The following is a 19,374-nucleotide window of genomic DNA, read 5'->3' as shown; positions in this document are numbered from 1 at the left end:
ATTTTATTAGGAAGACAAAATGAGAAAACATAAACTAGGCATTTATGAAAAGGCCTTACCTAAACATATCAGCTGGCAAGATAGACTTTCCATCGCCAAAGCCTGTGGCTTTGATTTCGTGGAAATCTCCATTGATGAAAGCAATGAACGCCTCAGCCGCTTAGATTGGACAAAAGCACAGCGCCTTGAACTGATACAAGCTATCATCAATACCGGCGTGACTATTCCCTCCATGTGCCTTTCTGGACATCGTCGCTTTCCCTTTGGCAGCCACGATGAAGCCACACGGAAAAAAGCCTATGAAATCATGGAGAAAGCCATTCAGCTGGCGGTAGATGTTGGTATTCGCACCATTCAACTGGCAGGCTATGATGTGTATTACGAAGGGCAAGATGAAGGTACGCTTGAGCGTTTTCAGCAAGGGATGGAATGGGCGGTTGAGTTAGCAGCAAGTAATCAAGTGACCCTCTCTATGGAAATTATGGATACGCAATTTATGAGCTCCATTACGCGTTGGAAAAAATGGGATGACATTATTCGCTCCCCTTGGTTTACCGTGTATCCAGACCTCGGCAACCTGTCTGCTTGGAATGACAATGTGGTAGAGGAATTGAAATTGGGCATCGACAAGATTTCTGCGATTCATTTGAAAGATACTTATAAAGTCACAGAAACCTGCGCAGGGCAATTCCGTGATGTGCCATTTGGTGAAGGCTGTGTGGATTTTGTGACTTGCTTTAAGACCCTTGCTAAACTCAATTACCGAGGCGCGTTCTTGATTGAAATGTGGACAGAAAAAGCCCAAGAGTCGATTGAAGAAATCATCAAAGCACGCCGTTTTATTGAACAAAAAATGCAAGAAGGAGGCTTCCCATGCTAGCGGAATTACGCGAAAAAGTCTTACAAGCCAATTTGGCTTTACCAAAACACCGCTTAGTCACCTTCACTTGGGGAAATGTCAGTGAAATTGACCGCACTTCTGGATTGGTGGCGATTAAACCTTCGGGCGTAGATTATGAAACTATGACTGCCGATGATATTGTCATTGTGGATGTGAATACAGGTGAACGCGTGTGGGGAACGAAAAAACCGTCCTCTGATACCGCAACGCATTTGGAATTATACCGTCAATTCCCTGAAATTGGTGGCATTGTGCATACCCATTCGCGCCACGCCACCATTTGGGCTCAAGCAGGGTTAGATTTAATTGCCGCTGGCACCACACATGCCGATTATTTCTATGGCAGTATTCCTTGTACAAGAAAAATGACGCCAGAAGAAATTGCAGGTGAGTATGAATTAGAAACTGGTAAGGTGATTGTTGAAACCTTCCGTAATCGCAAAATTGAGGCGAAAGATGTGCCTGCTGTATTAGTTCATTCCCACGGTCCTTTTGCTTGGGGAACTGATGCAGATAATGCCGTACATAATGCGGTGGTGTTAGAAGAAATTGGTTATATGAATTTATTCAGCCACCAACTCAATCCGAATTTAACGTCAATGCAACAAGAATTATTGGATAAGCATTACCTACGCAAACACGGTAAGAATGCGTATTATGGACAATAATAAATCTAATACAAGGAATAAAATATGAACTACCAAGCAGTCGCTTTTGATTTAGATGGCACATTGCTGAATTCGCAAGGGCAGATTCTTGCGGAAAATAAACAGGCAATAACCAAGTTACAGCAGCAAGGCGTTAAAGTGCTATTGGTAACGGGGCGGCATCATACGGCGGTGGTTCCTTATTATGTGGAACTGGGTTTAACTACGCCGATTATTTGTTGCAATGGCACCTATGTTTATGATGTACAAAATGACAACGTGCTAGCTGCTAATCCCCTTTCGCAACAACAAGCGCAGCAAATTTATGATACCGCGACCAAACATCATTGCCATTTATTAATGTATTCTCGCAATGCGATGAATTATGCTGAGCTAAATCCGCATATGGAGAAATTTTTGAAATGGGTAGCCAGTTGTCCTGAGAATATCCGTCCTTTAGTGCGAAAAGTAGAAAGTATTCAAGATGTAATCGATCACGACAAGCCAATCTGGAAATGCGTGATTAGCGCACAAAACAAAGACATTATGAACCAGGTGGTGGCAGAGTTGCCGATTGAGCAGTTTAGCTGCGAATGGTCTTGGGTGGATCGTGTGGATATTGCCAACGCTGGCAACACCAAAGGGGCAAGATTGTTAGAAGTATTAAATCAATGGCAGATTGCACCGCAACAGGTGCTCGCTTTTGGTGATAATCACAATGACATTAGTATGCTCACCGCAGTAGGTCTGGGAGTCGCTATGGGTAACGCGGAAGATGACGTAAAACACCAAGCTAAGATCACCATCACAAGTAATGATGAAGCAGGGATCGCACAGGTGTTAAAAGAGCAGTTTGCAGATAAAAATCTGTAATTTTTTCACCGCTCTTTTCAATAGATAAAAAGCCTATTTCCTACCAATAGGTTACGGTGAAATAGGCAAATAGCGGTATTTAAAATGAATCGCTAAAAATAGCATAATGCTAACCAAGGCAAAAATACCGCCAACCATTCCAATATAAGACAACCCCAAATGTTGCATTACTTGGTTGCCGAGCAATGCGCCGCCGCCAATGCCGATATTATAAATGCCTGAGAAAATCGCCATTGCCACGTCCGTAGCATCTGGCGCGAGTTGTAAAATGCGGATTTGCAAGCTCAAGCCAATCCCTGCAATGCCAATGCCCCACAATAACACCAAAGGATAAGTCAAGGTGGAATGGTCTTTTAATAGCACTAAGGCAAAGAGTGAAAGAGCAAGGCTGCTCATTGCAATCAGCAGAAATTTTGCTGGCCCAAAGCGGTGAAAGCGGCTAAATAGCATACTGGCGATCATTCCTGCGCAGCCAAACAGCAATAAAATCAAGGTGGTTTCCGTTGGAGCGATGCTCACTTCTTGAATCATAAAAGGTTCAACATAGCTGTATGCGGTGAAATGAGCGGAAATCACAATGGCGGTAAGAACAAATAACCCCACCAACAGCGGGCGTTTAAATAATAGCGGAACGCTTTTTAATGTGCCGGCGTTTTTGCTCACTAAGTGCGGTAATAATTTATATAAAAAAATCAACACGATAAACGCCACCATGCCAATCAAACCAAAGGTGGTACGCCAGCCGAGCCATTGGCCGATAATACGCCCTAACGGCAAGCCTAACACCATTGCCAAGGCGCTGCCCATTGCTAACAAGCCGAGCGCTTGTGCTTTTTTATCTTTTGGCGCAAGGCGAACGGTGAGTGAAGCGGTGATCGCCCAAAATACAGAATGAGAAATAGCAATGCCAATGCGAGAAATCAGCAGCACTTGGAAATTCCACGCCACGCAAGACAAAATATGACTCACAATAAAGAGAATAAAAAGCTTAATCAGCAAACTACGCCGTTCTAACTTGGCGGTAAGCAGCATAAAAGGCAAGGAAAGCAAAGAAACAATCCACGCATAGATAGTGATCATCAGCCCAGTTTGGCTGACAGGCATTTGGAAACTTTGAGCAATATCCGACAACAGCGCCACTGGGATAAACTCGGTAGTGTTGAAAATAAAGGCGGAAAACGCCATACAAATAACACGCCATAATTTCACTCGGCGAACAATTTTGGGAGATAACATCTATCAATATGGTTAGCAAAAGAAGGAAAGACTATTCTAGCACAGAAGTCTAGATTTTACTCAACGAGAAAGGCGTTGTTTGAATAAATCGTTGAGCTGTTTTTTTAGCCCTTGGGTAGACTCAATTTTATATTGCGGCGAATGGCAATCACCGAAAAAATGTAATGGCAAACGGAAGTTTTGATATTTTTTCTCACGCAAATTGATATTAACTAAAAAATCACATTTTTGGCTCACGTGATCCACCGTACCTTCCCCCACGAGCTGAAAATAAGGATCACGTAATTGCAAATTCTGCCATTGCATTTTTTGCTGATCCCAAATTAGTTGGGTAGTAAGTCGTTCAAAGGGTGAATCCATATGTTGCAAACGTGCTGAATCATAATTAATCGGTAAACGTTGTGCCACGATGGCTAACAAATTCACGTTTTTCACCTTACCATTGATGATTTGTAAGCTGGCCTGCCCTTGCTCAATCTGCTGTTTAACAAGTGCCACTTGCCCTTTTAATTGCGCCCGCCCCGTTGCTAGCACTGGCAGCTTAAACAAGGCAAGCCATTGTTCTATGGCGATATTTTGCGCGGAAAACTGAACGCGATCGGATTGTTGATAAAATTGAAAATCAATCTCCCCTTGCGGTGCTAAAGCAAGTTTTCCATTGATAAAGTGCGGTTGAAATTCAAGCTGAATTTTGCCTTGAGAAAAGGGAATTTGATTAATACTCAAATCTGTGAAATCAAGCTGATAATGGCTTGTTTCGTCTTGCATTTCACTGCGTAAATACCCTTGTTTTAACTGCAACGCCATTGTATCCACATCACCATAAAGGGGATGGTCAAACTGCCATTGCCCTGCAAGTTGTTCAAATGCTAAACCATTATGAGAAAGCTGCACATTGCCTTGTAACTGGATCTGGCTTGCTGCTCGTGTTGCCTGCGCACTGAACGCCATTTGCACAGGTTTCTGCAAATTCAGCGGCGCATTTTGTGGTAAGGCATTGAGTAAATAGACTACATCCTGCCAAGAAAGTGCGGTGGGTTTTAGGCTAAAATTTAGCCCTTGCCATTGAGAGTTGCTAATATTGCCGTTATGTAGTTGAATTTCATTCAACTTAAGCTCACCGCCAAACAACGCGATGGGATTGAGTTCAAGCACGATTTTTTCGAAAAAAAACCACCGCGCTTTTTGTTGAAACTTGACGTTATATAAAGATAATTGGGCGGGGAAAAGCTGGCTTTCCACTTGCGCCACTTGGATATGCTGTTGCGCAAGGCGTTCAGAAAGCAGTGCGGTTAAACGGGATTTTTGCCAAAAAAGAAAGCACAACCCAACGCACAACAGTGCGATTAGCCATATTGCTTTCTTTTTCATTGTCTATTTATCCTTATCAATACGGCTGGCCACCGCATTTTGCTGATCTTTATATTTAGCATCTTGACGGCGATTATAAGGACGTGCCGCCTCGCCACTTAGCACTTCAAAACTCAATGCACCAATCACCATTTTCGGACGCAGCGCCAAAGGCAGTTTGCCTGAATTGTAAAATTCTAGCACAATACGCCCATTCCAACCTGGATCGATACGGTGTGCCGTAACGTGTACCATTAATCCTAGGCGGGCAAGGGAAGAGCGACCATCTAGCCAACCGATAATGTTGGCGGGCAAGGATACCGCTTCAAAGGTGGTGGCAAGCGCCAGTTCACCGGGGTGCAGGAAAAAGGCTTCACCATCGTCAATAAGAATTTCATCGCTCATCACCGCTTCAAGCTGAGCGGAAACGTCTTCTTTTTTGCCGCTTAAATCAATGTAAGGCGCAGTATGCTCACGAAACACGCGGAAAGAATTGCCCAAACGCACATCAACGGTGGCGCCATTGATTTTGTCGTTATCTGGGCGTGGCGTTAAGCTGATAATGCCTTCATCTAAATAACGCTCAATGTCGGTATCACACAATCTCATTTTGTTCCCCTATTTGCTTTTCAGCAGGTGTCTAATTTGTGCTTTTAACATATTGATTGCAATACGGTTTTTCCCACCTCGTGGGAAAACAATATCGGCATATTGTTTAGACGGTTCGATAAATTGTAAGAACATTGGACGGACAGTAGCTCGATATTGATCCACCACCGATTGCAAAGAACGTCCACGTTCTTCCATATCACGTTTTAAACGGCGGATAAAACAAATGTCCAACGGCGTATCCACGAATACTGAAATACTCGCTTCTTGGCGAATCCTTTCGTCTGTGAGCAGCAAAATGCCTTCTAAAATAATCACTTTTTTCGGTTTGAAATGAGTGGTTTCGCCTGTGCGCGTATGTTCCACATAACTATAAACGGGAATATCTACCGCTTGACCTGCTTTTAAGGCGCGCAAATGTTGTAACAACAACTCACGATCCATTGAATTTGGGTGGTCATAATTGGTTTTAATACGCTCTTCAAAAGCAAGGTGGGTTTGATCTTTGTAGTAGCTATCTTCAGAAATAATGCCAATGTCTTCGCAACTTAGCTCATCACGAAGTTCTTTATGAATGGTGGAGGCAATAAGGCTTTTTCCTGAGGCGGAAGCCCCTGCAATAGCGATAATAATGCAATCTTGATCTGACATAATATGGCTCAACTAGACGAGTTACAGTGATTGTAAGATTATAAAGAAAAATTTTGTTTTTTAATAATAGTTTCACCCTTTTAATGAAATAAAAGGAAAAGAATCTTTCATTTTGTGAAGTGGTTCACAGCATTTTTTATGCCATTCGGATAGGATTAGGCTAATTTAATTGAGATTAATCAATGATCTAGGCAATTTTCCGCCAAACCATAAGGAGTACCATAATGAAATATAAAGCAATTTCTCTCGCAATTTCCACCGCACTTGCTACTTCAGCGTTAATTTTCAGTATGCAAACACAGGCCAAAGGACGCTTGGTGGTATATTGCAGTGCCACAAATGAAATGTGTGAGGCTGAAACCCAAGCTTTTGGCAAAAAATATGATGTGAAAACTTCTTTTATCCGTAATGGCTCAGGTAGTACCTTTGCGAAAATTGAAGCGGAAAAGAAAAATCCCCAAGCTGACGTTTGGTATGGTGGTACGCTAGATCCGCAATCCCAAGCGGGAGAACTTGGTTTATTAGAAGCTTACCGCTCATCAAATGTGGATCAAATTATGCCGAAATTCCAAGATCCCGCCAAAGTCAAAGGCAACTACACGTCCGCCATTTATATGGGGATTTTAGGCTTTGGTGTGAATACAGAGCGATTGAAAAAATTAGGCATCACAGAAGTGCCAAAATGCTGGAAAGACTTAACCGATCCACGCTTAAAAGGTGAGGTTCAAGTCGCTGATCCACAAAGCTCAGGCACTGCTTACACTGCTATTGCTACCTTTGTGCAATTATGGGGCGAAGATCAAACCTTTGATTTTTTCAAACAACTTCACCCGAACATTTCTCAATATACAAAATCAGGTATCACCCCTTCACGCAACACCGCTAGAGGTGAAACCACTGTAGGGATTGGCTTCCTACACGATTACGCTCTTGAAAAACAACAGGGTGCGCCAATTGAATTAGTCGTGCCTTGCGAAGGCACAGGCTATGAACTTGGCGGCGTGAGTATCTTAAAAGGCGCGCGTAATTTAGATAACGCCAAATTATTTGTCGATTGGGCATTATCAAAAGAAGGCCAAGAATTAGCGTGGAAAAAAGGCCGCGCTTTCCAAACGCTTACCAACACCACTGCTGAACAATCACCTACTGCGTTTGATCCAACCAAACTTAATCTCATCAATTATGATTTTGAGAAATACGGTGCATCAGAAGAACGCAAACGCTTGATTAATAAATGGGTTAATCAAGTCAAATTGGCACAGTAAATAAGTAAGGCGGGCAACCGCCTTTATTCTCTTTAAGGTTTTTGTTATAACAAGAAACTCAATCAATCATCTATTACGGAAAGATTATGAATAAATTGGCACAGATGTTTAATAGTAGCCTATTTTGGATCTTGCTCGCGTTATTGGGCTTTATCTGCTTGCCTTCTATGGCGCTGGATTATGGTTTAGCGGAATCTACCACTGATGAAATTTATGAAGCAATGGGCTGGGCAAGCTTTAATTTAAGTTGGTTTTGGTTTGCTGCATTAGTCTTTGTGCCAATTCTGTCGGCCACTTGCAAAGGGAAAGAGGAGCGGCAGCAAGGTATGGCTGAATTTATCGCTGTGCTAGCGATTTTCCTATTTGTGTTTATTTCTGCCACGATAGAAAAATTCAATCTCGGCTATTCCGTTTTCGTCCTAATGCTGAGCCTGATAGCCCTTGCCACTCAAGGCTTGGCAAGGATGAAGATAATGCAAGGGGATAAATTCATCATTGCCTCGCTCATCAGCATTGTCTTGTTGATTTTCTTTTTTATTGTTTATCCCACCTTGGCGATTTTTATCTCGATGTTTTATGACAATGGGGAATTTGTGCCAAGCCAGGTGATCAGCATTGTAGAAAAACCTTACATTATTCGGATTATCGGTAACTCACTTAGTGTGGCAATTACGGTCGGCACTTTAGCCACATTATTTGGTTTGATTTTTGCCCTTTACACCACACGCATTGCCAAACGCACTGCCGTAATCGGAAAGATTTTCTCCATTTTGCCGATTGTTACTCCACCTTTTGTGGTGGGGTTAGGAGTAACCTTAATGCTTGGGCGTTCAGGTTATGTCACCGAATTTTTGGTGGAATATTTTGGCTTTAGCAGCAACTGGTTATATGGTTTTACTGGGATTATCATCGCCCACACACTTGCGCTGACACCAATGGCCTTTATGATTTTAGAAGGCGCGTTAAAATCCATTCACCCGTCTATTGAAGAAGCAGCATATACGCTACGATCAAACCGTTATCAAGCTTTTTTCAATATCATTTTTCCCCTACTCAAACCGGCACTTGCCAATGCCTTTTTAGTAGTGGCAATCCAATCTTTAGCCGATTTTAGTACCCCACTTGTACTCGGCGGTAGCTTTGATGTGATTTCTTCGCAAATTTATTTCTACATTGCCGGCTCGCAGTTAGATTACGCTTCTGCCAGCACCTTAGGCAGCATTTTACTGATTTTCTCTTTGGCGATTTTTGTGATCCAATATTTATGGATCGGCAATCGTTCTTATGTTACCGTTTCAGGCAAATCCTATCGCGGTGATGTGCAAGATTTGCCAAGTGCGATGAAATTTTTCATTATTTTTACTCTTGGTTTCTGGGTGCTGTTTAATGCGGTGCTATACGGCAGTATTTTCTACGGCAGCTTCACGATGAACTGGGGCGTGGATTACACCTTCACCTTTAAACATTATCTTACCTTATTCGGACAAGGCTTTAGTGACGGCGCTTGGCCATCGCTTATTCATACGGTGATTTTTGCCGCCACCGCTGCCCCGATTACAGCAATTTTTGGCTTATTGATAGCCTACATCACCGTGCGCCGTGATTTTAAAGGCAAGAAAACTCTTGAATTTTTAACCTTACTTTGCTTTGCCGTACCCGGAACGGTGGCAGGGGTTTCCTATATTCTTGCCTTTAATAATGCGCCAATTTATATCACTGGCACAAGCATCATCATCGTGCTTTCAATGGTAATGCGTAATATGCCAGTGGGAATGCGTGCCGCTGTGGCGGGGTTAGGGCAGCTTGATAAATCCCTTGATGAGGCCTCGCTTTCACTCAAAGGCAGCTCGTTAAAAACTATTTGGTATATTGTATTCCCACTGCTTAAGCCTGCGTTGCTTTCCGCTTTGGTAACCAGTTTTGTGCGCGCAATGACCACGGTCAGCGCCATTGTCTTCTTAGTTACCGCGGATACAAGGGTTGCCACTTCTTATATTCTAAACCGCGTGGAAGACGGCGAATACGGCGTTGCTATTGCTTATGGCTCAATTTTAATCGTGGTAATGATGGCAATTATTTTGCTATTTGACTGGTTGGTGGGCGACACGCGAATTGCGCGTTCTAAAGCGAAAAAAATGAATTAATAGGTTGTAAAAATGAAGAATAATGATTTTTTAGTGTTAAAAAATGTAACCAAATCCTTTGGTAAAGCGGTGGTCATCGATGATCTCAATCTTTCTATTAAACAAGGCTCAATGGTTACCCTGCTCGGGCCTTCTGGTTGCGGAAAAACCACCGTGCTACGCCTTGTGGCTGGGCTAGAGAGCCCGACTTCTGGGCAGATTTTTATTGACGGAGAAGACGTAACGAAATCCTCCATTCAAAACCGTGATATTTGTATCGTGTTTCAGTCTTATGCGCTGTTTCCGCATATGTCTATTGGGGACAATGTAGGCTACGGTTTGCGTATGCAGGGCGTAGGATCAGCAGAGCGTAAACAACGGGTTAAAGAAGCCTTAGAATTGGTGGATCTGGCGGGCTTTGAAGAACGCTATGTGGATCAAATCTCAGGTGGTCAGCAACAGCGTGTTGCTTTGGCGCGCGCGCTGGTGCTAAAGCCAAAAGTGTTATTGTTTGACGAGCCGCTGAGCAACCTTGACGCCAATTTACGCCGTAGTATGCGTGAAAAAATCCGCGAACTGCAACAACGTCTTGGCATCACTTCCCTTTATGTTACCCACGATCAAAGCGAAGCATTCGCCGTGTCTGATGAAGTGATCGTAATGCACAAGGGCAAAATTATGCAAAAGGCTTCGGCGAAAGTGCTTTATCAACACCCTAACTCTTTGTTTTTAGCGAACTTTATGGGCGAAAGTAGCATCTTTGACGGTAAACTTAAAAATGACACTATAACGGTTAATCAGTATGCGTTCACCTTGCCAAATGTGCAATCTTTTGGCTTGCCTGACGGAGAATGTTTAGTCGGCATTCGCCCTGAATCAGTACGCCTTTCACCGCAAGGCGATACAGCTCAACGCTGTGAAATTCAAAGTGCGGTATATATGGGCAATCACTGGGAAATTGTGGCGCAATGGGGCGGTAAACCGCTACTCATCAACTGCCAACCTGATAGTTTTGATCCTGCTATCAAACAGGCTTATGTACATTTTGCTGATTATGGCGTGTTCTTACTGAAAAAAGAATAGCCTGTCTAGTCACTACGGCTTACAAACAGCCGATTACAAAAAAAAGTGCGGTGGAAAATTTGTTAAAATTTAACAAAAAACCACCGCACTTTAATTCATTTTAATTTGCTTCAAAAGTCTAATAATGCATACTTAGAAACATACAAATTTACAGACATCTGTGCATCTCTTACATAGAACAATAAATAAGTGAAAAGGACTAAGATCCCAGCTATGTGACCACTAAACTTTAACTATAAGATCAGCTTACATTTTAGCCAAGATCGTCAATCACCACATACACTTTGGTTGTCGGGCCGTGTACGCCCACCACTTTAACTAGCTCAATATCTGCGGTGGAGCTTGGACCTGAGATGATATTTACGCAAGATGGCATTCTTTCCCCTAACACGGCTTTGTCGTGCAGAATTTTGGCAAGTTGTGCCACACGCGGTAAAACAAGGCTTTTGCGTACTACAACAATGGATTTTTCTGGCAATAAGCTCACTGAACGGCCTTTGTCTTTGCCAGAAAACAATACGACACCGCCTGATTCTGCCAAGCCATATTCTGCATAGTTAATGCCGATATTGGCTTGCTCAGCGTGTTTTAAGTTTTCTTCGCCATTTTGCGACAACCAAATATCCGCATCATAATTGGCTTGTACATCTTGCGTAATGCCAAGTTGCGCTAAGCGTTCATCGCCAGTGAGAATAATTTGTCCACCGCCATATTTTTCGCAGGCAGAAAGCACCGCACTTTTGGCTTCCGCTTCGTTGGTTTCAATCACATCAACCATCATCGCTTTTGCCGATTCAATAAAGGTTTGGCATAAGGCTTGCGGATCAAGATCGGTTAAACGCGTTGTGGCGTAATCATTTAGCGGCGCTGGCATTGGCTCTGGCACAAGCTGGCGTGGACGCCCCATTCTTTCCGCAAGTTTGTTTAGGAAGTTTTCTCTATTTTGTGCGTCCATTATTTTGCCTCTCTTTTATTAAACCATTCACGGAAACTTTCGCCATCAGCACTTGGTAGATCGCGCGCTTTTGTCCATTCGGCCAATGCGCCAAATTCAAGTGGTGCTTTACCATTTTTAATGAATTTGCTTGCCACTTTCGCCCCCACATTCACGCCCACTTTCCATAAGGTTGGGTGAGAGTTGGCAAAGTTGAAACCAAAGATAGATAAACGCTCTCCGGTTGGTGTCATACCACTTTGGGCAATATGCTCACGGTGTTTTAAGATGAGCTGTGCCAATGGAATTTTCACTGGGCAAACGGAGTTACAAGCAGTACATAACGAGCAGGCATACGGCAATTCTTTGAAGTCTTCATAACCGCCTAATAATGGTGAAATCACCGATCCGATTGGGCCGGGATAAATTGAGCCATAACCGTGTCCACCAATTTGACGATAGGCTGGACAAGTATTTAAGCACGCGCCACAACGGATACAACGCAATACTTCTTTAAATTCGCTTTCAAGAATTTTAGAACGTCCGTTATCCACGATAACCAAATGGAATTCTTCAGGACCGTCCGTTTCGCCTGCAAGACGTGGACCTGTGAGCCAAGTGTTATAACCGGTTAATTTTGCTCCTACAGCACTTCTGGCAAGCATTGTGATTAACACGTCCACTTCTTCAAAAGTTGGTGCAATACGCTCCATTCCCATTACTGCAATGTGCGTTTTTGGCACGGTGGTAGCAAGACGTAAGTTTCCTTCGTTGGTGACCAAGCAAAGGCTACCTGTTTCTGGCACGGCAAAGTTACACCCACTCACGCCGATGTCTGCTTCCAAGAAATCTTGACGGATTTTTTCACGAATGAACAAGGTCATTGCTTCTGGCGTTTCTGGACCGTCATAGCCTAATTTTTCGTGCAAATCTTTACGAATTTGGTGGCGATCTTTGTGAATTGCTGGCACAACGATATGAGAAGGGCGATCCCCTGCAATTTGTAGGATATATTCCCCTAAATCCGTTTCAATCACCTTGATACCTTCGGCTTCCAGCACTTCATTCATACCAATTTCTTCGGTGACCATTGATTTGGATTTCACAATTTTTTTGGCATTTTTCTCAAGAGCAACTTGGCGAATATAATTAGTGGCATCTTCTGCGGTTTCAGCAAAATAAACTTTTCCGCCATTTTCAGTCACTTTTTCGCTTAATTGATATAAATAGGCATCAAGATTGGCTAAAACGTGGTTACGAATATGTTTTGCTTCATCACGCCATTCTTCCCAATGACCAAGCTCGTCCACCATTTTTTGGCGATTTGTGCCGATGCGTTCTTGTGCCATTACAATAGCTTTACGCATAATGTCATTGTGAATTTCATTATCCACGCGTTTTTTAAATGCAAGATTGCTGGTTTTTAATGACATCTTATTTTCCCTCCTGCATTAATACTTCGGCAATGTGCATCACTTTCACTTTTTTGCCTTCACGACTTAAACGTCCGCCAATATTGAGTAAACAACTGACATCAGCCCCGATTAAATAATCAGGGTGAACTTCTGTGATATGTTCCACTTTTTCTGTCACCATTTCGCCAGAAATTTCCGCCATTTTCACCGAGAATGTTCCACCAAAACCGCAACAAGTGCTTTGATTGTGAATTGGCAATAATTCTAGCCCTTTCACATTTTGTAATAAGGTTAAAGGTTCGTTCACAATGCCTAATTTACGGCTTAAGCTACAAGAAGGGTGATATACCGCTTTTCCTGTTAAAGTCGCGCCCACATTGGTTACACCTAATTTATTGACGATAAAATCGGTTAAATCATAAAAACGATCTGCCACTTTCTGCGCGCGTTCTGCCCATTTTGGCTCATTAAAACGGTTAAAATATTCAGGATAGGTCTTAATGGCATAAACACAAGAACCCGCAGGGGCAACGATAGGATAATCATTGACTTCAAAGGTTTCTACCAAGTTTTTCATTCCCGCTAGGGCTTGTTTGGTATAACCACTGTTAAGGGAAGGCTGACCGCAGCAACCTTGTTTTTCAAGGAAAACAATATTGCAGCCGAGCTTTTCTAGTAATAATACGGTGTTTTTTGCAACGCCTGCTTTTACCACATCAGCGATACAAGTAACGTAAAAATTTACGTTCATAAATTACTCCAACATAATCAAATAGAAATGAGAAATCAGGCAAAGTTGCCTCTGCCTGATTTGTAATAATTCACACTAAACGTTAAAGAAAAGTGGAATAATAAAGAGTGCAACAAGTGCGGCAATAATACCATAAACGATCATTGGAACGATGGTTTTCTTAATAATTGTGCCTTCTTGTTTATCAATATTTAATACTGAGCTTACCGCAACGATGTTGTTGATACACACCATATTTCCCATTGCACCGCCGACAGACTGCAAGGCAAGAACAAGGGTAGCAGAAAGACCAGTAATTTCCGCAGTGGAAAGTTGAACACTACCAAAGGTTAAGTTAGAAACAGTGTTGGAACCAGAGAAGAATGCACCCACTGCACCTAAGTAAGAGGCAAATAATGTCCAGTATTCCCCTGTGGCTTCAGCAAAACTTCTACCGATAATTTTCACCATTGAATTATCACCGCCTACAAGCATTAAGTTCACCATAATTAACGCACCAACAAGGGCTAAAAATGGGTTGCGAGTTTGTCTTAAGCTACCCATAAAAATATCTTTCGTTTTGCTTGCTGATAATGCGAATAATGGGATCGAAATTAATACGGTTACCACGAATGGAATTAATGCTGGCACATAAAGCAATTTATAGCTTGCATTTACTGATGTACCAAAAATTTGTTTTAAGCTGAAAATTAAACCGTGGCTAATTTCAAATAAACCTAATGAGCCTAATTGTACACTAAACCAAGTGGTCGCATCGTTCATCATTGCTTTGAATGGCAATTGTTGTAAACGTGTCACAATTAAAATTGCGATTAATAACCCTGTTGGCAATAAGGCTTTCACTACCTGCCCTGTGCTTACAGCGTTATCGTCAAGGGTATTTTCAACTTTAGCTAAACCAATGCCTTTATTCGCCACGAAGACAGATACCAATAAACCTGTTGCCCCACCCACTAATGACGGGAACTCATAGTTCACTTGTGCTAATAAGAAATAAGGCACCACACAAGCAAAAATACTGATATAAATAAACACAAGGTTTTTACGAATTTCGCTCCAGCCTACGATTAAACGTAACGCCATTAATGGAATAATTAATGCCGCAAATGCGTGAATAAGCGCTGACATTGAACCAATTTCAAGAATTTGGCCATCGGTTAAATTTAACGGACCAAAACCAAACCAAGTTGGCGTTCCTACCGCTCCGAAAGAAACCGGTACGGAGTTCATAATTAAGGCAAGCATTGCCACTTTTAATGGTGGGAAGCCTAACCCCACTAAGATCGGCGCAGCGATCGCCGCTGGTGTCCCGAAACCACTTGCCCCTTCAATCATAAAGGCAAATGCCCAACCGATAATCATAATTTGAGCAACTGGATTTGGATTAATATTACCTAACCATTTACGCAAGGTATTGGTTGCGCCTGATACTTCTGAAAAACGATTAAATAAAATCGCGCCGAAAATTACCGTAATTGGTGTTTGAACCGCCACCAATGCTGCAGTTACATTGGCACTCACGATAGAAATATCTGTACCAAAGAAAATAAATTGAATAATTAATACAACAACCGCAATCCACGGCAACGCAACGTAAGATGGCAACGCATTGCGTTTTACCATTAAATAAATTAATAAAACAATGGGAAAAATACTAAGAAAAAGAGCCATACAAACTACTCCATAACTATAATAAAACTTTATGACTTAAATTAAGGTCGACATTCTATGCTGATTTAATCCATTTAGTAAAACATTTGTTAAGAAATTATGACAATGATCACAAAAAATTTTAACAATTCAGCAAGAACACGTCTTTCAGGCTAGTATTTAGCTCGTCGGATAAGTCATTTCTCATTAAGGATAAAATCCGCTATAATCAACTGATTTTGCAAAAAACTCATTATTTTTTCACCGCACTTTGTTTTTGCCGTGAAAATTTGCCTAACAAATATAGAGGTTTTTATGACAACTCCCGTAGTTGCTCTTGTGGGTCGCCCAAATGTAGGAAAATCCACTTTATTTAATCGCCTAACACGTACGCGTGATGCGCTTGTTGCCGACTTCCCCGGCTTAACCCGCGATCGCAAATATGGCCAAGCCAATATTGTTGGCTATGATTTTATCGTGATCGATACAGGCGGTATTGATGGCACAGAAGAAGGTGTAGAAGAAAAAATGGCAGAGCAATCCTTGCTTGCCATTGAAGAAGCAGACATCGTGTTATTTCTAGTAGATGCGCGCGCAGGGCTCACTTCCGCCGATATTGGCATCGCCCAATATTTACGCCAACGCCAAAATAAAACCACCGTGCTAGTTGCCAATAAAACGGACGGTATTGATGCAGATTCCCATTGTGCGGAATTTTATCAGCTTGGCTTAGGTGAAGTGGTGCAAATCGCCGCGTCACAAGGCCGTGGTGTGAATGCTTTAATGGAACAAGTGCTTGCGCCGTTTGCTGAACAGAATGCTGAAAAAGAGGCTGAGAAAAACCAAAGTGCGGTGCAAAATAACGAAGAAAATCAAGAAGATGAATGGGATCACGAATTTGATTTCAATAACGAAGAAGATGGTCAGCTATTAGATGAAGCCCTTGCGGAAGAAGAAAGCGAACAAGAGCAAAACATCAAAATCGCAATTGTAGGGCGTCCTAACGTAGGGAAATCCACCCTAACCAACCGTATTTTAGGCGAAGAACGTGTAGTGGTTTACGATCTTCCCGGCACAACGCGCGATAGTATTTCCATTCCAATGGAACGCGATGGTCAGCATTACACCATTATCGACACCGCGGGCGTGCGGAAACGTGGTAAGGTGCATTTGACGGTAGAAAAATTCTCTGTCATCAAAACCTTACAAGCCATTCAAGAAGCTAATGTGGTGCTACTTACCATTGATGCGCGTGAAGGCATTTCCGATCAAGATCTTTCTTTACTCGGCTTTATTCTAAATGCAGGGCGTTCTTTAGTGATCGTGGTGAACAAGTGGGACGGCTTAGATCAAGAAGTAAAAGATCGCGTGAAATCAGAATTAGATCGCCGCTTAGACTTCATTGATTTTGCTCGGGTACATTTTATTTCTGCCTTGCATGGCAGCGGTGTGGGCAATCTGTTTGATTCCATTAAAGAAGCCTATGCTTGTGCCACGCAAAAAATGACTACCTCAATGCTCACCCGTATACTACAAATGGCAACAGATGAACATCAACCGCCAATGGTTAGCGGTCGCCGTATTAAATTGAAATACGCTCACCCCGGTGGCTATAATCCGCCAATTATTGTGGTACACGGCAACCAAATTGATCGCTTGCCAGATAGCTATAAACGTTATTTATCAAACTATTATCGCAGAAGCCTGAAAATTATTGGCTCACCTATTCGTTTAATCTTCCAAGAGGGCAGCAATCCATTTTCTGGTAAACGTAATAAACTCACACCAAATCAGTTGCGCAAGCGTAAACGTTTGATGAAATTTATCAAAAAATCGAAAAAATAAAATCAGCAGATAACAAAAGTGCGGTAAAAATTACCGCACTTTTTATATATAGTAGAAAAGAACTAAGATCCAAATATCATTTTCGGTGGTTCGTTATCTACAACGGTATTTTCATCAATAATCACTTTTTCAAGATTTTCGATTGATGGTAAATCATACATTGTATCAAGTAGCAACCCTTCTACTATAGAACGTAAACCACGCGCACCTGTTTTACGCTCAATAGCTTTTTTGGCCATTGAAACTAAGGCTTCACGAGAAAATTCAAGAGTTACATTCTCCAAACCAAACAACGCTTGATATTGCTTGGTGAGTGCATTTTTCGGCTCGGTGAGAATTTGAATCAAGGCCTCCTCATCTAATTCCGCAAGCGGTGCAATGACGGGTAAACGCCCGATAAACTCTGGAATTAAGCCAAATTTCATTAAATCATCTGGTTCAACTTGGGTGAATAATTCAGTCAGCGTGGCTTTATCATCCTGCCCTTTTACTTCCGCACCAAAACCAATACCACTGCCAACGTGAACACGTTTTTCCACGATTTTTTCTAATCCTGCAAACGCACCGCCACAAATAAACAAGATCTTAGATGTATCAAGACGTAACATTTCTTGCTGTGGATGTTTGCGTCCGCCTTGTGGTGGAATGGAAGAAATTGTGCCTTCAATTAATTTCAGCAAGGCTTGTTGCACGCCTTCCCCTGATACATCACGGGTAATTGACGCATTTTCAGATTTACGCGTGATTTTATCAATCTCATCAATGTAAATAATGCCTTTTTCTGCTTTTTCGATGTCATAATCACAATTTTGCAATAATTTTTGCAACACGTTTTCGACATCTTCCCCCACATAACCTGCTTCAGTTAACGTGGTGGCATCTGCTATTGCGAAAGGCACATTTAAGGTTCTGGCTAAGGTTTCAGCGAGCAAGGTTTTTCCACTTCCGGTTGGACCAATTAGCAAAATATTACTTTTTCCTAATTCGACCTCATCTGATTTATACCCTACTTGCTGGCGTTTATAGTGATTATATACCGCTACCGCTAACACTTTTTTGGCGTAATCTTGCCCGATCACATAATCATCTAAATGGGCACGAATTTCGTGTGGCGTTGGCAATTTTACGGTTGTATCTGCTTCAATTTGCTCTTGTTTTTGCGCATCAACTAGCAAATTATGACAAAGCTCAATACATTCGTTGCAAATTGCTCCATCTTCTCCCGCTATTAATTTTTCCACTTCACCACGTTCTTTGCCACACATTGAGCAATGGAGCTGTTGTTCTGTTGTCATAACTTATTCCGTTTCTCTTTTCACTAATACTTCATCAATTAAACCGTATAATTTTGCCTGTTCTGCTGACATAAAATTATCACGATCCGTATCTTGTTCCACTTTTTCAAAAGGCTGCCCAGTGTGGAAGGCCAATCTTTCATTCAATGTACGCTTAATTTTTAAGATCTCTTGTGCGTGAATTTGGATATCCGAGGCTTGTCCGCGGAACCCTCCTAAAGGTTGGTGAATCATCACGCGTGCACTTGGTAATGCGGCACGTTTACCTGCCGCACCACCTGCTAACAAAAATGCTCCCATTGAACAAGCTTGTCCAACACATAGGGTACGCACATCAGGTTTAATAAATTGCATTGTGTCATAAATTGCCATTCCTGCGGTAACCACCCCACCTGGTGAGTTAATATAAAGGCTAATATCTTTATCTGGGTTTTCTGATTCCAAAAATAGCAGTTGAGCCACGATTAAATTCGCCATATTGTCCTCAACTTGACCGCTTAGAAAAATAATACGCTCTTTTAATAAACGTGAATAAATATCATAAGAACGTTCACCACGCGCGGTTTGCTCAACCACCATAGGAATTAAAGCCATCGTATTCTCCATTTGTTTTCCTTTTTATTAAAGGGTTATAAAAATTATAGTAAATTGAATTTAAGTCATTGTGACACACTGAGTTAAGTTCAATCGACTTGAAAAATAAATTATATAACAAAAGTGCGGTCATTTTTGTAAAAAAACGACCG

General features: G+C 42.0%; 17 protein-coding genes. 7 read left to right on the top strand and 10 right to left on the bottom strand.

Features of this window, described 5'->3' with window-relative positions:
• Window positions 1-19: 19 nt before the first annotated feature.
• Genes L5B71_RS10175 through L5B71_RS10165 form a run of 3 tightly spaced genes read left to right on the top strand, consistent with a single transcriptional unit; the run spans window position 20 to window position 2,421 of the window.
• Entirely contained in the window at window positions 20-880 is an 861-nt protein-coding gene (locus L5B71_RS10175; protein ID WP_265758264.1) for an L-ribulose-5-phosphate 3-epimerase, read from the top strand.
• Complete coding sequence (araD, locus tag L5B71_RS10170; protein WP_265758263.1) at window positions 874-1,569, top strand: L-ribulose-5-phosphate 4-epimerase; 696 nt, start codon at window positions 874-876, stop codon at window positions 1,567-1,569. Before L5B71_RS10175 ends, araD begins: the two co-directional genes overlap by 7 nt.
• A gap of 24 nt (window positions 1,570-1,593) precedes the next feature.
• Entirely contained in the window at window positions 1,594-2,421 is an 828-nt protein-coding gene (locus L5B71_RS10165) for a pyridoxal phosphatase (protein ID WP_265758262.1), read from the top strand.
• Between the two features lie 51 nt (window positions 2,422-2,472).
• Here L5B71_RS10165 and L5B71_RS10160 read toward each other — a convergent pair whose 3' ends face one another.
• Genes L5B71_RS10160 through udk form a run of 4 tightly spaced genes read right to left on the bottom strand, consistent with a single transcriptional unit; the run spans window position 2,473 to window position 6,267 of the window.
• On the bottom strand, window positions 2,473-3,657 hold the full coding sequence (locus L5B71_RS10160; RefSeq protein WP_265758260.1) for a sugar transporter: 1,185 nt from the start codon (window positions 3,655-3,657) through the stop codon (window positions 2,473-2,475).
• Between the two features lie 60 nt (window positions 3,658-3,717).
• The gene (locus tag L5B71_RS10155; protein WP_265758259.1) at window positions 3,718-5,028 is read right to left on the bottom strand and encodes a hypothetical protein; all 1,311 of its coding nucleotides are present in this window, start codon (window positions 5,026-5,028) and stop codon (window positions 3,718-3,720) included.
• A gap of 3 nt (window positions 5,029-5,031) precedes the next feature.
• Complete coding sequence (gene dcd, locus L5B71_RS10150; protein ID WP_265758258.1) at window positions 5,032-5,616, bottom strand: dCTP deaminase; 585 nt, start codon at window positions 5,614-5,616, stop codon at window positions 5,032-5,034.
• A 9-nt stretch (window positions 5,617-5,625) separates the two neighbouring features.
• Entirely contained in the window at window positions 5,626-6,267 is a 642-nt protein-coding gene (udk, locus tag L5B71_RS10145) for a uridine kinase (RefSeq protein ID WP_265758257.1), read from the bottom strand.
• A 224-nt stretch (window positions 6,268-6,491) separates the two neighbouring features.
• On the opposite strand from udk, the gene L5B71_RS10140 reads away from it, so the two are divergent.
• From L5B71_RS10140 to fbpC, 3 genes are all read left to right on the top strand, one after another.
• Window positions 6,492-7,532: an ABC transporter substrate-binding protein gene (locus tag L5B71_RS10140; protein ID WP_265758256.1), complete on the top strand. Its 1,041-nt coding sequence runs from the start codon at window positions 6,492-6,494 to the stop codon at window positions 7,530-7,532.
• Between the two features lie 86 nt (window positions 7,533-7,618).
• Window positions 7,619-9,676 (top strand): ABC transporter permease, encoded by a 2,058-nt coding sequence (locus tag L5B71_RS10135; RefSeq protein WP_265758255.1) that lies wholly within the window; start codon window positions 7,619-7,621, stop codon window positions 9,674-9,676.
• Between the two features lie 12 nt (window positions 9,677-9,688).
• On the top strand, window positions 9,689-10,738 hold the full coding sequence (gene fbpC / locus L5B71_RS10130) for a ferric ABC transporter ATP-binding protein (protein WP_265758254.1): 1,050 nt from the start codon (window positions 9,689-9,691) through the stop codon (window positions 10,736-10,738).
• A gap of 253 nt (window positions 10,739-10,991) precedes the next feature.
• Here fbpC and L5B71_RS10125 read toward each other — a convergent pair whose 3' ends face one another.
• The 4 genes from L5B71_RS10125 to L5B71_RS10110 all read right to left on the bottom strand — a co-directional run bounded on the left by L5B71_RS10125 (window position 10,992) and on the right by L5B71_RS10110 (window position 15,509).
• Window positions 10,992-11,693 (bottom strand): LutC/YkgG family protein, encoded by a 702-nt coding sequence (locus L5B71_RS10125; RefSeq protein ID WP_265758253.1) that lies wholly within the window; start codon window positions 11,691-11,693, stop codon window positions 10,992-10,994.
• Entirely contained in the window at window positions 11,693-13,105 is a 1,413-nt protein-coding gene (locus L5B71_RS10120; RefSeq protein WP_265758251.1) for a LutB/LldF family L-lactate oxidation iron-sulfur protein, read from the bottom strand. Before L5B71_RS10120 ends, L5B71_RS10125 begins: the two co-directional genes overlap by 1 nt.
• A gap of 1 nt (window position 13,106) precedes the next feature.
• Window positions 13,107-13,838, bottom strand: a complete 732-nt coding sequence (locus L5B71_RS10115) for a (Fe-S)-binding protein (RefSeq protein ID WP_265758250.1) — start codon at window positions 13,836-13,838, stop codon at window positions 13,107-13,109.
• A 75-nt stretch (window positions 13,839-13,913) separates the two neighbouring features.
• Window positions 13,914-15,509: an L-lactate permease gene (locus L5B71_RS10110; RefSeq protein ID WP_265758249.1), complete on the bottom strand. Its 1,596-nt coding sequence runs from the start codon at window positions 15,507-15,509 to the stop codon at window positions 13,914-13,916.
• Between the two features lie 294 nt (window positions 15,510-15,803).
• Here L5B71_RS10110 and der point away from each other — a divergent pair, with 294 nt between their 5' ends.
• On the top strand, window positions 15,804-17,333 hold the full coding sequence (der, locus tag L5B71_RS10105; protein WP_265758248.1) for a ribosome biogenesis GTPase Der: 1,530 nt from the start codon (window positions 15,804-15,806) through the stop codon (window positions 17,331-17,333).
• A gap of 62 nt (window positions 17,334-17,395) precedes the next feature.
• On the opposite strand, the gene clpX is transcribed toward der, so the two are convergent.
• Complete coding sequence (clpX, locus tag L5B71_RS10100; protein WP_265758247.1) at window positions 17,396-18,628, bottom strand: ATP-dependent protease ATP-binding subunit ClpX; 1,233 nt, start codon at window positions 18,626-18,628, stop codon at window positions 17,396-17,398.
• A gap of 3 nt (window positions 18,629-18,631) precedes the next feature.
• Window positions 18,632-19,234 carry an ATP-dependent Clp endopeptidase proteolytic subunit ClpP gene (clpP, locus tag L5B71_RS10095; protein WP_265758246.1) on the bottom strand — a complete coding sequence of 201 codons (603 nt, stop codon included), beginning with the start codon at window positions 19,232-19,234 and terminating at the stop codon, window positions 18,632-18,634.
• Window positions 19,235-19,374 lie beyond the last annotated feature (140 nt).

The sequence above is a fragment of the Avibacterium sp. 21-586 genome (assembly GCF_026226775.1).
Lineage (GTDB): Bacteria > Pseudomonadota > Gammaproteobacteria > Enterobacterales > Pasteurellaceae > Avibacterium.
The sequence above is the reverse complement of the archived record's forward strand: the minus strand, read 5'-3'. Positions and strand labels throughout refer to the sequence as shown.